Origin of the sequence: Streptomyces sp. DSM 40750 (genome assembly GCF_024612035.1) — a bacterium.
In the GTDB taxonomy this organism is placed as follows: Bacteria; Actinomycetota; Actinomycetes; order Streptomycetales; family Streptomycetaceae; genus Streptomyces.
Map to the genome: position 1 here is coordinate 10,701,257 of NZ_CP102513.1, position 13,087 is coordinate 10,714,343.

The 13,087-nt window shown below is 71.3% G+C and carries 13 protein-coding genes; 4 read left to right on the forward strand and 9 right to left on the reverse strand.

Annotated features, from left to right (window positions below):
* Positions 1-42 precede the first annotated feature (42 nt).
* The gene (locus JIX55_RS46765) at positions 43-1,680 is read right to left on the reverse strand and encodes an alpha/beta hydrolase (protein ID WP_257561821.1); all 1,638 of its coding nucleotides are present in this window, start codon (positions 1,678-1,680) and stop codon (positions 43-45) included.
* Between the two features lie 327 nt (positions 1,681-2,007).
* Here JIX55_RS46765 and JIX55_RS46770 point away from each other — a divergent pair, with 327 nt between their 5' ends.
* The gene (locus JIX55_RS46770; protein WP_257561820.1) at positions 2,008-2,856 is read left to right on the forward strand and encodes a GNAT family N-acetyltransferase; all 849 of its coding nucleotides are present in this window, start codon (positions 2,008-2,010) and stop codon (positions 2,854-2,856) included.
* Here JIX55_RS46770 and JIX55_RS46775 read toward each other — a convergent pair.
* Together JIX55_RS46775 and JIX55_RS46780 are read right to left on the reverse strand one after the other, a co-directional pair.
* Positions 2,834-3,997, reverse strand: coding sequence for an acyltransferase family protein (locus tag JIX55_RS46775; RefSeq protein WP_257561819.1), 1,164 nt, complete (start codon positions 3,995-3,997; stop codon positions 2,834-2,836). The two genes, JIX55_RS46770 and JIX55_RS46775, sit on opposite strands and share 23 nt — an antisense overlap.
* 61 nt (positions 3,998-4,058) lie before the next feature.
* Positions 4,059-4,577: a nucleoside deaminase gene (locus JIX55_RS46780; RefSeq protein WP_257561818.1), complete on the reverse strand. Its 519-nt coding sequence runs from the start codon at positions 4,575-4,577 to the stop codon at positions 4,059-4,061.
* Between the two features lie 215 nt (positions 4,578-4,792).
* Between JIX55_RS46780 and JIX55_RS46785 the strand changes: the two genes are divergently transcribed.
* Entirely contained in the window at positions 4,793-5,587 is a 795-nt protein-coding gene (locus JIX55_RS46785) for a GNAT family N-acetyltransferase (RefSeq protein WP_257561817.1), read from the forward strand.
* A gap of 30 nt (positions 5,588-5,617) precedes the next feature.
* On the opposite strand, the gene JIX55_RS46790 is transcribed toward JIX55_RS46785, so the two are convergent.
* The 4 genes from JIX55_RS46790 to JIX55_RS46805 form a co-directional block, all read right to left on the reverse strand.
* On the reverse strand, positions 5,618-6,496 hold the full coding sequence (locus tag JIX55_RS46790) for a GNAT family N-acetyltransferase (RefSeq protein WP_257561816.1): 879 nt from the start codon (positions 6,494-6,496) through the stop codon (positions 5,618-5,620).
* A 236-nt stretch (positions 6,497-6,732) separates the two neighbouring features.
* Positions 6,733-6,996: a GlsB/YeaQ/YmgE family stress response membrane protein gene (locus JIX55_RS46795; RefSeq protein WP_257561815.1), complete on the reverse strand. Its 264-nt coding sequence runs from the start codon at positions 6,994-6,996 to the stop codon at positions 6,733-6,735.
* An 87-nt stretch (positions 6,997-7,083) separates the two neighbouring features.
* A complete protein-coding gene (locus tag JIX55_RS46800) occupies positions 7,084-7,623 on the reverse strand; it encodes a hypothetical protein (RefSeq protein WP_257561814.1) in 540 nt (179 codons plus the stop codon).
* Positions 7,624-8,844: an aminoglycoside phosphotransferase family protein gene (locus JIX55_RS46805; RefSeq protein ID WP_257561813.1), complete on the reverse strand. Its 1,221-nt coding sequence runs from the start codon at positions 8,842-8,844 to the stop codon at positions 7,624-7,626.
* Between the two features lie 87 nt (positions 8,845-8,931).
* Between JIX55_RS46805 and JIX55_RS46810 the strand changes: the two genes are divergently transcribed.
* Entirely contained in the window at positions 8,932-9,702 is a 771-nt protein-coding gene (locus tag JIX55_RS46810) for an ArsR/SmtB family transcription factor (RefSeq protein WP_257561812.1), read from the forward strand.
* 86 nt (positions 9,703-9,788) lie between these two features.
* Here the strand turns inward: JIX55_RS46810 and JIX55_RS46815 are convergent, their stop codons facing one another.
* Positions 9,789-10,244, reverse strand: a complete 456-nt coding sequence (locus JIX55_RS46815) for an SPW repeat protein (RefSeq protein WP_257561811.1) — start codon at positions 10,242-10,244, stop codon at positions 9,789-9,791.
* Positions 10,245-10,556: 312 nt separating this feature from the next.
* A complete protein-coding gene (locus tag JIX55_RS46820; RefSeq protein WP_257561810.1) occupies positions 10,557-11,600 on the reverse strand; it encodes an acyl-CoA dehydrogenase family protein in 1,044 nt (347 codons plus the stop codon).
* Positions 11,601-12,145: 545 nt separating this feature from the next.
* Between JIX55_RS46820 and JIX55_RS46825 the strand changes: the two genes are divergently transcribed.
* Positions 12,146-13,027, forward strand: coding sequence for a hypothetical protein (locus JIX55_RS46825; RefSeq protein ID WP_257561809.1), 882 nt, complete (start codon positions 12,146-12,148; stop codon positions 13,025-13,027).
* Positions 13,028-13,087 lie beyond the last annotated feature (60 nt).

Here is a 13,087-nt window from a genome sequence, read left to right on the forward strand (position 1 = left end):
CGCGGGGTTGTAGCGAACTCGTCCGTGTTACACGCCCGATGCTCAATCGTCGGCTCCGCAGGAACTTCCGTCGTCCGGCAGCGACCCGAACAGCAGGAAGTCGTCCACCTTGTCGTGCACGCACTTCGACGAGCCGTACCCGGTGTGCCCCTTGCCCTTGTTGTCGAGGACGACCGCCGACGAGCCGAGTCGCTTGGCCGTCTCCACGGTCCAGCGGTACGGGGTGGCCGGGTCGCCCCGGGTGCCCACGAGCAGCATCTTCGGGGTGTCGACGTCCCGCACCTCCTCGCGGATGAAGTCGGTGCCCGCGGGGCGGCCGTAGCACATCAGCACCTGGGTCAGCCGGTACCGGCCGAACACGGGAGAGGCCTCCTCGTACGCCGCGCGCAGGTCGTCGAGGTCGTCGGTGATCTGCTTCGCGGTGGGCCGGTCTGGGTCGTCGGCGCAGTTGACCGCCATGAGCGCGGCGGGCAGGTTGTCCAGCGGGACCTCCTCGATGTCGACGAGCCCGCCGTCCGGGCTCGGTGTGGCCGACGCGGTGGGGTCGGGAGGCTCGTGGGGGCGGGTCGGCGCCGCGGACCGGTCCGAGCCGGCCGGCGGGGCGAAGCCGCCGCCCGCGAGCGCCATGACGCCGCGGGTGTCGCCGTCGTGGACGAGCATGTTGAGCGCCTGGGTGAGCGCGGGCCACATCTGTTCGCTGTAGAGGGCGTGGCTGATGGCGCCCACCAGGTCCTGGCCCGTGAAGTCCTGCCCGAAGTCCGACGGCACGGGGTGCTCGTCCAGCGCGTCGACCAGTTCGACGACCTGCTCACGGGCCGAGCGGGCGTCCTGCCCGAACGGGCACGTCAGCTCCTCGGTGCACGCGTCGAGATAGTCGTCCAGCGCGGTCTGCTGGCCCGCGGCACCCACCAGACCCTGCTCGGTCAACGGCTCGGTGAGGGTGTCCACCCCGTCGAGGACCATGCGGCCCACCTTCTTGGGGAACTGCGCCGCGTACACCGCGCCCAGCCGCGTCCCGTACGAGAAGCCGAGGTAGTTGAGCTGCTTGTCGCCGAGGGCGGCGCGCATCACGTCCAGGTCCCGGGAGGCGTTGAGCGTGCCGATGTACGGCAGCACCGGGCCGGAGTGCTTCTTGCACGCGGCGGCGGCCCGCCGCAGCTGTTTGAGCGCGGCCTGGGGGTTGTTCGAGTCCTCGCCGTTGTCGGTCGCCTCCAGAGCCTCGTGGGTGCCGTCGCCGCAGCTGACGGGGGAGGAGCGGCCGACGCCGCGCGGATCGAAGGAGACGAGGTCGTAGCCGTTCGTGAGATCCATGAACTCCTCGCCCCCGTAAGCGAGTTCGGGAACGCCCGGGCCGCCGGGGCCGCCGAAGTTGAGCAGCAGCGAACCGCGCGAGTCGCCGGTGGCCCGGTAGCGGGCCATGGCCAGGTCGAGGGTTCCGGCCTTGGGCCGGGCGTAGTCGAGCGGCACGGTGACCTTGCCGCACCGCAGGTCCTTGGGCATCTCCATGCCCTCGCACTTCGACCACTTGATCTTCTGCTGGTAGAAGCGGGTCAGGTCGGGTTGCTTGTCGTCCTGCTCGGCGTCGGCGCCCGCCGCCGTGGCCGGCAGCCCGGCCCCCAGCAGGGCCAGCACCGCGACCGCGGCTCCGGCGAGCGTGCGCCGTCTGTGCGTGGACCGCATGCGTGCCTCCAGGGAGACCCGGCCAGGGCGGCCGGCGACAACCCCCGGATCACGATAAACGGGCCCTCGCGGCCACGCCTCCCAGCGAGCGGGCCGGGCGGAAGTGCCGTACCCTGCGCCGCGTCGACGCCGTACGACGGTCCCGAAGCGTCGCCCGTACGCGTGAACGCGGCCGTCCGCAAGGCCCGTTGCTCAGCCGACGTCGGCCGTTTACGGCGTCGCGGGCGCGATCGGCTTCGGCGAGGATGGCCGCGGGGTGCGGCCGACCACCGCACCCGCGGCCGCACGGCGGCCGCGGACCCGCGACCTCAGCGAAGGAGCGCGAAGATGACCTCTCGGGGGCATCAGGACCTCGTCGTCACCCGGGCCACGCTCGACGACTGGGCGGTGGTCGCCCGATGGGCGGGGGACGAGGGGTGGAACCCGGGGCTCTCGGATCCGTCGTGCTTCTTCGCGCAGGACCCCGAGGGCTTCTTCATCGGCCGGCTCGACGGGGAACGGGTCTCGTCCGTCTCCGTCGTCAACTACGGCGACGACTACGCCTTCCTCGGCTTCTACCTCGTACGCCCGGACCTGCGCGGCCAGGGCCACGGCCTCGCCACCTGGAAGACCGCCCTCGCCCACGCCGGCCACCGCGCGGTCGGCCTCGACGGCGTGGTCGCGCAGCAGCACAACTACCGGCAGTCCGGCTTCGAGCCCGCCCACCGCACCTTCCGGTACTCCGGCGTGGTGCCGGAGACGGCCGTGCCCGCCGATGTCCGGCCGGTCGAGGACGCGGGATCCGTCGCGGCGTACGACAGCGCCTGTCACCCGGCCGACCGTCCCCGCTTCCTGGAGCACTGGCTGACCGCCGACGGACACCGGGCTCTCGCGCGGGTCGTCGACGGACGGCTCACCGGCTACGGCGTCGTCCGCCCCGGCCGGGACGCCCTGCGGATCGGCCCGCTGTTCGCCGACACCGCCGCGGACGCCCGGGCGCTCTTCGCCGGGCTCGCTGCCGAGGCCGCGGGGCGCGAGCTGGCCATCGACGTGCCGGAGCCGCACGCGGCCGCCGTGGCGCTGGTCGAGGAGTACGGGCTGACGCCCTCCTTCGAGACGGCCCGCATGTACACCGGTCCGATCCGGCCGTACGCCGCGGAGCGCGTCTTCGGGGTCACGACTCTGGAGCTCGGCTAGGCGACGGGGCGGCGTCTCCCGCCCTGGCCGAGGGGGCGGCGTCCTCCGCCTTGCCCGGCCGGGCGCCGTCGCCCTTCTTGAACGCCCACTCCATGCGCGGCTCGACGACACAGCGGAGCACGGCCCGCACGGGCGAGGTGCACAGCAGGGTGATGCCGCCGACCGCCATGGCCGTGACCGCGAGCTCCCCCAGCGGGGTGTGCAGCCACTCGACGGCGTACCAGTCCCGGAAACGCGCCCACTTGATCACGAAGCCGTGCAGCAGATAGCCGTACATCGTGCCCGCGCCCAGCGCCGTGAACCACAGGTGCCGGCGCGGCACCCAGGCCAGGAAGCAGGCCGTCAGCAGCACCGCCAGACAGAACAGCGCGGGCGTGGTCAGCAGACCGGCCCAGCGGGAGACGCCCTGGCCGGTGACGCTGCCCCGGTGGTAGAACCAGCCCGCGTCGAACCACGGCGCCACCCAGTACGCCGCCACGAGCGCCCCCAGACCGGCCGGGAGCAGGCACAGGCGGACGCGGCGGGTGCGCAGCCGTTCGAAGTGCTCGGCGCGCAGGGTCAGCCCCAGCACGAAGAACGGCAGGAAACCGAGGACGCGCTGGATGGAGACGTCGCCGCCGAGATCCGGTGAGACCGCCGCCAGCATCGCGAAACCGAGCGCGAGCGGCACCGGGTGACGCAGCATCAGCCACAGGGGAGTGGTCAGCCGCCAGATGAAGAGCGCGACCAGGAACCACATCACGTACCAGGGATCCAGCAGGCTCAGCGGATAGCCCGGGTCGTCCTGCGCCCACCGGTAGAACAGCGTGTACGCCGTCTCGAACACGACGTACGGCAGCACCACACCCGTCAGCAGCCGTTTCAGCCGGCCGGGCGCCATGTCGAAGCCGCGCGAGAAGTAGCCCGAGATCAGGGCGAAGGCCGGCATGTGGAAGGCGTAGACGGTCAGATACGCGGCCGTCGCGGCACGGCTGCCGTACGTCAGCGGCTCCCACGCGTGCCCGCAGGCGACCAGGAGGATGGTGAGGTACTTCGCGTTGTCGAAGTAGGGGTCCCGAGAGGTCCGCTTCGCCCGCGGCCTCTCCTGGTCGGGTGAGGCCGCGGGGGCGGGGCGGGTGTGCTGCACCACGTCTTCGGACATCGGTGAAAGGTCTCCGGACAACGACAACGGAACCCGGACCGCCTGCCCCGTCCCGCCGTTCTCAGTCATCGTCGAGGGCGTCCCCGACGGTTTTGGCGTGGAACCCGCGGTCGTGGAACCGGCGGTGCAGGGCCCGCACCTCCCCGACGAGCTCCGGCACCGGGCCCTCGACCGTCACACCGGGCGCGATCTCATGCACGGGCAGGGTCCGCACCGGCGGCGCGGGAACCCCCAACTCGCCCAGCCAGGCGGCGAGTTGTTCGGACGAGGCGACGTACACGATACGGCCGAGGCCGACCCAGGCGTGGGCGGCCGCGCACATCGGACAGTGCTCGCCCGACGTGTACACGGTCGCCGCCGCGCGCTCCTCAGGGGTGAGCCGGGCGGCCGACCAGCGGGCCAGTTCGAACTCCGGGTGACGGGTGCGGTCGCCTCCCGCCACCCGGTTGTGGTCCTCGGCCAGCACCGTGCCGTCACCGCCCACCAGGACCGAACCGAACGGTTCGTCACCGGCCTCCAGTGCCTCGGTCGCGAGCTCCACACAGCGTCGCAGGTGCACCAGTTCGGAGTCGTTCACCATGTTCGTACGCACCCTCCTCATGGACCGCTCGGCCGCGCTCCGCGGGGTGCACCCTACGTCGTGTGACCGCATCGCACCTCTTTCCACGAGTGACACCGGACGGCTTCAGCGGACGGCTCAGTGGCGGGCGCCGGCGTGGGCACGCATCGCTCCAGTGCGTGAGACAGCGGGTGAATACCGTTGCCAGGGTGAACGACTGATGATGGAGTGAGCGCATGGATCACGCTGCTGTACTGGCACTGTTCGACCGGGACATGCGGGAGGGCGCCCGCCCCGACGGGCCCGGAGCCCGGATCGAGCGCGTGGGCGGAGTGGTGCGCCAGGTCGGTTCCGAGAAGGGCTGGAGCGGTGTCGTCTGGTCCGACCTGGACGAGGCGTCCGCCGACGCGGCGATCACCGAGCAGATCCGGTACTTCTCCGGACTCGGGCGCGACTTCGAGTGGAAGCTCTACGGCCACGACCTACCCGTCGACCTGGGGCAACGCCTGCGCACAGCCGGTTTCACGGCCGCACCGGAGGAGACCCTCATGGTGGCCGAGGTCGCCGACCTGACCCTCGACGTCGAGCCGCCCGAGGGCGTACGGATCCTGCCGGTCACCGACCGTGAGGGCGTGGACCTCGTGGCCGACGTCCACGAGAAGGCCTTCGGCACGGACAGCACCCGCATGCGCCACCAGCTCCTCGCCCACCTCACCGGGGACCCGGACTCGGTGGTGGCCGTCGTGGCCCTCGCCGGGGACGAACCGGTGAGCGCCGCCCGTATGGAGCTGGTCCCCGGGACCCGCTTCGCCGGCCTGTGGGGCGGCGGCACCGTCGAGGGCTGGCGCGGCCGCGGTGTCTACCGGGCCCTCGTCGCCCACCGTGCCCGCGTCGCCGCCGACCGCGGCTACCGCTACGTCCAGGTCGACGCCCTGGCCCGCAGCCGTCCGATCCTGGCCCGACTGGGCTTCGAACCGCTCACGACGACCACGCCGTACGAGTACGCGGTGGGGAGCGCCGCGGCGGCCTGACCGCCGGGGTCGGCGGGTCGCGCCGGTGGGTCACAGGTCGAGCTGGTACTCCACCGCCGTGTGCGTGGGCCGATAGCCGAGCGCGTCGTTGACACGGCGCATGGGTCTGTTGCTCTCCGCGGTGTCGGTGAGCAGGCCGAGATCGCGGTGCAGGCCGTGGGCGTGGAGGATGGCCTCCGCCTTCATCCACAGCCCCAGCCCGTGGCCCCGGTGCTCGGGCAGTACGGCCGTACCGTAGTGCTGCCCGTCACCCTCCCCGTCCCCCGGGAGGACGAGCTCCGAGAAGCCGACGATCGTGCCGCTCGACGCGTGCACCGCGGCCACGGTGTACAGCGAGTCGCCGCGCTTCGCGATCGCCTCGGCGGCGGCCACGACCCGCTCGACGTCCCAGACCACCGTCCCGTAGTCGGTGTCGCCCATCGGCATGTCGTCCATCGCCCGGCGCGAGGCGGCGTAGGTCCGGGCGAGTTCGGTGGGGACGACGCCGCTCCAGCCGGTCAAGTAGTAGCCGGGGTGCGGCTGTTCGGCGATCCGCGTGAGGTGGTCGGGTTCGGTCTCGGCGAGTTCGAGGCGGGCGTACATCAGGGTCAGCACCTGTCGGAAGCCGCACGCCGCGAGGAACGCGTCGCCGGAAGACCCCTGCTCGGCCTGCGCGATGACCGCGCGGCGCCGCTCGGCACGGGCCGTGTCGAGCGCAGCGTCGAGCAGCGCGGTGCCGACGCCCTGCCGCCGCTCGGCCGGGTGCACGGCGACGTCCAGCTCCGCCAGATGCGTCTGCCCCTCCTTGGCGAACAGCCGCAGGAAGGCGGAGCCGAGGGGGATGCCGTCCGCCCCGGACGCCAGCCACGCCAGACGGTGGCTGGACGGGGTCGCGGAGGGGTCGGTGAGCTGGGTGATGCGCGGGGGCAAGAGGGCTCCGGGGCTGGTCGGCGGGCAGGGTCGAGAGGCCCGGCGACGCTAACCTCCGGGTGCGACGACCCGCAACGGCATTCCGGCACGCGCGACTGTCGACCGTCGTACCGGGCGGTCGGGGCAGTCGGCCGGCGTGCCGGGCCGTCGCGACCAGCGGCCGTGACACCGGGCGCGCGCCCTCCAGCCGTCATTCCGGACGCGCGTGCAACCGCCTACCGGCGCACCCCGAACCCTCAGCGCCGTGCCTTGGAGCGGTCCAGTGCCGTGATCCCCAATGCCGCCAGCCCGATCTGAATGAGCCACTCGGCCCAGTCGACGCCATCGGTGTCGGCCACGCCGACACCCGCGGCGATCGCGCTTCCGATCAGTGCGGCGACGATGCCGACGAGGATCGTCAGCAGGATGCCGATACGCTGCCGGCCCGGAACCACGAGCCGGCCGAGTACACCTATGACAATGCCGATGACGATGGCACTGATGATGCCGTCGATCTCCATCTGATCTCCGCCCCTTGTCGTCGGGACCCCCGCAACCGTGCGAGTGCCCTTCGAACGCGAGTGCAGTCCGTTCCCGTTTCACGTCCTTCACGAGCCCGTCACCCATCCCGTGACGGCCAGCGTCTCCGCCGCGATGTCCATGACGGTGCGCCCGTCGGTCGCCACCCGGACGGTGTCCGCCGGAGCCCGTTCGTCCAGCAGTCGGGCCTTGTACGCGCTGCCGGCCAACTCCCGCTCCAGCTCGGAGCCGATCTCCCGCCCCCTGAGCCGCCGCTCGGTCGTCTCGTCGGTGGCGGTGAGCAGCACCCGTACGATCCGTACGTCCGCGCCCATGGCCCGCTGGAACGTGCCCGCCGTCTCGGTGAGCACGCTGAGGGTGTTGGTGTAGACGAGCCGCCGGTAGCCGAGCGCGGCGTAGTTGCCCCACACGGCCGTGAGGTTGCGCTCGGTGATGCCGGAGCGATGTGGATCACCCGCGGGCGCCGGGTGCACCTGCCCCATGAAGTCGCCCTCGATGATCGCGTGCGCGACCTCGGCGACCCGCAGTCGGTCGGAGATCTCCCAGCCCACCGTCGACTTGCCGACCCCGGCCCGCCCGCCGATCAGCAGTACCTCGGCCCGGTCCATCTAGCCCGCCACCTCCACGGAGTCGAAGCTCGGGTGTGCGGCGCACCTCAGCGCCTCCCGGATCACCACGGCCGGGTCCCCTTCGTGATACGGCCGCTCGGACGCCTCGATGCCGTCGAGGAACTCCTGGTAGCGCACGGCGTACGCGAGATGTGCCAGCGGCTCGGCCAGGGCGAGCGCGCGGGCGGGATCGCTCGCCGGGACGTGGGCCGTCCAGGCGTCGACCCAGACCCGGACGGCCGTGGAACGCACCGCCTCCGGAAGGAAGTCGTACAGGCGCAGACAGTCCAGAACGGGGTTGCCCCAGTGGGCGTCGGCGAAGTCCACGACGACGGGCGGGCGGCCGTCGCTGCGCCAGTTGCCCGGATGGAAGTCGGCGTGGACGAGCGTGTCGGGGAGCCCGCACTCGGCGATCAGGTCCCAGCGGTCGGCCAACTCCCTTGCCGCGTCCCGCTCCTGATCGGTGATGCCCAGTTCGACCGTGCGGTCGAGCAGTTCGTGGACCAGCCCGCCGAGGACCCGGTCCCGCCGGTCCCGGAGTCCGGGCGGCCGCCGGTCGACCAGTGCGGCCTGCGCGGCGACGAACCGGCTGACCCCGGCCTCGACCGTGGCGGCGTCGGCCGCCCAGCAGTCCTCACCGGGGATGTGCTCCAGCAGCACCCGCCGCTCGCCGGAGGCGAGAACCGTCGGGACGAGACCCGCGTCCACCTGCGCGAACGCGGCGATGACCGAGGCCTCGTCGGAGGCGAAGCGCGGTGTCGCCTTGAGCCAGACCGGGCCCTGCCCGGTCGGGAGCCGGAAGATTCCTGCGAGATTCCACGTCCGCCGCTGCTCGACCGGCCCCGTCACCGGCCGCCCCAGCGCGGCCAGCGTCCGCGAGGCCCAGTCGAGCAGTTCGCGCAGCCCGCCGGGCCGCGCCCACGGTGATCGAAGAGGGTCATCGACGTCCAACGGCCAATGCTCCACGGGGCGTTGTTCCAGCATCCCGACCGCGGGCTGCTCCAAGGCCTCCACGTGGTACGTCACATGTCCGTCCCGCCCGGCCTCACCTCCGTCGACCTCCAGGAGGCGCAGTACGAACACCGGCACCCCCAGGGTGCGCTCCAACTCTCCTGCGACCGGCTCGACTTCGGCCCACCACGGAATGTCGACGGGGAAGGGGCCGGTGACACCGAGGAAGTCCTCACCCGATGTCACCCATGCGCTGACGGTTCGACTCACGGCGACAGTGTGAGCGCCTCGTCGGCGATTGACATGCAGGTAGTTACCTGCATAACGTTGAGTGTGCGATCAGAGGGCGACCAGGCAATGGACAAGGTCTTCAAGGCGCTGGCCGACGAGACGCGCCGGAGGCTGCTGGACCGGCTGCACGAGCAGAACGGTCAGACGCTGGGTGAGCTGTGCGAGCGGATCGACATGGCACGGCAGTCGGTGACGCAGCACCTGGCCGTTCTGGAGGCCGCCAACCTGGTCAGCACCGTGCGGCGTGGGCGGGAAAAGCTGCACTACCTCAATCCGGTCCCGCTCCACGAGATCCAGGAGCGGTGGATCGACAAGTTCGAGCGCCCGCGGCTGAGGGCGCTCGGTGCCGTGAAACGACGAGCCGAGGAAGCCATGACCGACAAGCCCGCATTCGTGTACGTCACCTATATCGCGAGCACACCCGAGAAGGTCTGGGAGGCGCTCACCAGCGCCGAGATGACCGCCGACTATTGGGGGCACCGGAACGAGTCGGACTGGCGGCAGGGCTCGCGCTGGGCCCACGTCCGCACCGACGGCTCCGGTGTCGAGGACGTCGTCGGCACGGTCGTGGAGAGCGAGCCCCCGACCCGCCTGGTCACCACCTGGGCCGAGCCCGGGAACGAGGGCAAGGAGGACACGTACTCGCGGGTCACCTTCGACATCGAGCCGCATGGCGACATCGTGCGGCTCACCGTGACCCACGAGGACCTGGCCGACGAGGGCGCGCTCGCCGAAGTGTCGTTCGGCTGGCCTGCGGTGCTGTCCAACCTGAAGTCGCTGCTCGAGACCGGCAGTGTGCTGCCGCAGGAGCCGTGGGAGGTGCCGCGCGGCCGGTGAGGCCCGGTCCGGTGGGCCTGGGCGAAGGGCGACGGCCGACCCGCCTGAGCGGATCGGCCGCCGTTACCCCTCGCGGGCGTTCCTGTTCACGCCTGCGGTGTACGGCCCGCACGCGTGTTGCCCTTGGCCGAGGCCCCGGCGCACACCAGCCCCAGGAGCAGGGCCAGGGCGCCGATGATGATGTTGTTGACCACGACACCGGCGTCCGGGCTGTCGCCGACGATCCACGGTGAGACGATCATCCAGATCCCTGTCGCGCAGATGGCCCAGCTCAGGCCGTACATCCTCTCCGGTGCGGCGGTGAAGCCGAGGGCCAGCAGACCGATGGCGATGCCCACGATGAGGTTGTGGGGCACCAGTGCGGGCTGGCTCGTCGTGTAGTGGAGAATCCACGGGGACACGGCGCAGTACAGACCGAGCAGGAACACCGGTCCGTCCACGAGCGCCACATCGCGACCACCGAGCATGCGGGCGTACCGAGCCTGCATTTCGGTTACATCAGGGTGGCTGGTGATGTCACTCCTGTGTGAGACGTTGGCCATGACTCGACTCCTTTGAACTCTGCAGGCCTGACCGCGTCTGGTGGGGTATGCGGTAAGCGCCGCGTACGTTCATTCTGCGCTTATTTTGTCTTTATGTGTAGTGGTCGAGGAGGAGGGTGGGGCGGACTCGACGATCGGCTCCGGGTAGGCCGGCGCGGCGCGATCCCGCAGCTTCCAGCCCCTCGATGTCCGCAGGCTCCGGCACCCGGCGAGCGCCGCCCAAGGCCTGTGGCGGCACCCTTCGTCAGGCGGGCCGCCACGGCGGCACAGGTCCCGTTCGCGAGCTGAACACCGAAGGCGGCCCGGAAGGGGTCAGTACGCGGCTGACAGCGAACCGAGGTGTGCCCGGCGCACCTCGGCGGTCTGGCCCTGCACCAGCAGGAACATCGCCTCGCGGGCCAGCCGTTGCGCCCGGCTGTCCAGGTCGAGGGCGCGCCCGCCGCCGGCCACGAGCGCGGCGGTCGTCGCCGTGCGCATCAGGTCGAACGCCTTCGTCTTGAGGGCCAGCCGCTCCTCCATGTGCTCGTGCGGCGCGGGATGGTCGGCGAGGGCGTAGGCCTGCCGCCGCACCTTGTCCAGGCGCAGACGCAGGGCCTTGGTCGTGGGGTCGTCCTGGTCCAGGAGACCGAGGGCCGACTCGGCGACCCCGAACACCGCCGGGGAGGCGTTCGTCGGCTTGGGCCGGTCGCTCGCGGCCCAGGACTCGTACGGCGCGTGCAGGGCCACGGCGCCGTCGGGGATCCACAGCCCGTCGAGCTGGAGCGAGACCGTACGGGCAGCCGTGAGTGCCGCGAGCCGCATGGGCGCCGAGGCTTTCAGTCCGGACTGCTGCTTGGCCTCGGTGAACGCGAACACCACCTCGTCCGCGTCCGTCACCCCGGCCAGCAGCATCACCTCGTTGAGCCCCCACCCGGTGTACCAGGGGACCGTGCCGTGGAACCGCCAGCCACCACGCTTCGGCACGGCCCGCACAGGGACTTGCGGGTACCTCCGCAGATGCGCGTAAGCGACGCCGGACAGCAGCTCGCCGGTGGCGAGTTTCCTCAACAGGCCGTCACGGGCGGGGAGTTCGCTCTTCATGAGGGTCAGTACGGGTGTGTAGTGCTGGGTCTGCACGAACCATGTGGAGCAGCACGCCCCCGCCAGGATCTCGGCGGTTTCCCGCGCCACGGAGTTGGGGGCGCCCGACCCGCCGTACGCCACCGGCGCGCTCACCCCGAGCAGCCCCGACCGCTTGATCGCCTGGATGCTGCTCGCGGGTACCCCCTCCTGGTCGACGCGCTCCGCCTGAGGCGCGAGCACCTCGGCGGCGAGTCTGCGCGCCTGGACGACGAGGGGGTGCGGTGACGTGGTCATGGGGTGATTCTCCCCGGCTCCGGTCCCGAAGATCACCTCTTTGGGACCGGAAGATCACATCTTCTCCGACCACGACTTCGCCCCGGCCTGCACCGGTTCGGCCTGCCGCAGGTGTCCCGGCGGTGGTGGCGCGGCGGCGCGGGATGAAAGAGGCGAGGAGGAAGGCCCTGGGGGGCGGCGTCGGCGCCGATGGCCATGACGACCTTGAAGCCGTTCTCGCCAGGGGAGGGCGCAGCCGTCGAAGTCGGTGGTCATCTCCGCCACCAGCATGACCACGCGGAGCAGCGGCATCCGCCGTTTGGCGAACACGCCGCCGAGCCGGCCCACGACCGGGGTGGCCACCGTGGCCGCGAGCAGGGTGGCCGTGACCGCCCGCAGACATGAGTGAGACCTGCGTCACGTCGGCCCGATGTCAGGTCGGCGGCCGTAAGCGGTCAGGCCGTTGCGCTTGCATGTGATCGTCGGGGTCGCGCCCCCGACGGCTCTACGAGCAACGGTTCGCTCCACCCCCACCGAGGCCGCCAGGCCCTGTAAGGAGAAAGACCATGAAAGACCGGGCCAAGGTCGAGGAACTCCTCGTCACGTCGGACCTTCAGGTGCAGACCTCGGCGGTCGCGTGGAAGCACGTCAAGGCCGAGTACGTCGACATCGTCGAGGACATCCTGGCGACGCTGGCGCCGAGCGGGCCCTACGCGTACACCGTCGTCCCCACCCTCGAAGAGGGGAAGGAGATCCCGACGCAGCGGATCGTCGACACGTACGAGGCCATCGAGAGCAGCTACCGCAACATGCACCGGTTCGCCGCCGTCGTCGGGATCCGGCCCGTGGCGGAGATCAACACCTCCTGGTACACGTTCGTGAGCGGCTCGGGCCGGGGGCGCGACAAGAACACCGGCGTCGAGAGCGAGCGCCCCATCATCGTGCTGTTCCCGACGATGGGTTCCGAGGGCATCACCGGTGAACTCTTCTGGGGGCGCACGCAGCAGGACTCGCTGCCGGGCGACCCGGCCGACGGGGTGCTGGCCAGCAGGTTCGCCGTGGCCGAGGTGCACGGCGCACTGCTCGACGCCTACCGCAAGGGCGACGTGAGCGCGATCGTCGAGCGGGCCCACCCCGAGATCCAGACGGGCGTCCGGGACTACGCGGCGGGCGTCGGCACCCTGGTGGAACTGCACACCAGGGACGACCTGAAGTCCCACCTCCAGGAGTTCTACGCCCACTACGAGGTGCGGGAGATCGAGGTCGTCAAGCAGCACTTCGACGACTGGTTCTTCTTCCATGAGCTGCGCTGGACGGTCGAGGCCCGCAAGGGGCCCGAGGTCGGCAGTGTCCTCCGCTACCACACCGCCGAGTACGCGGAGGTGTCCGGCACCGGACTGGTCGTCGCGCACATCGGACACGGCACGGACCAGCTGAAACTCGGCTGAGGCGAGGCCTCAACTCCCGTACGTCGGTTCCCCGGACGGCAAGGCGTCGTCCGGGGAACG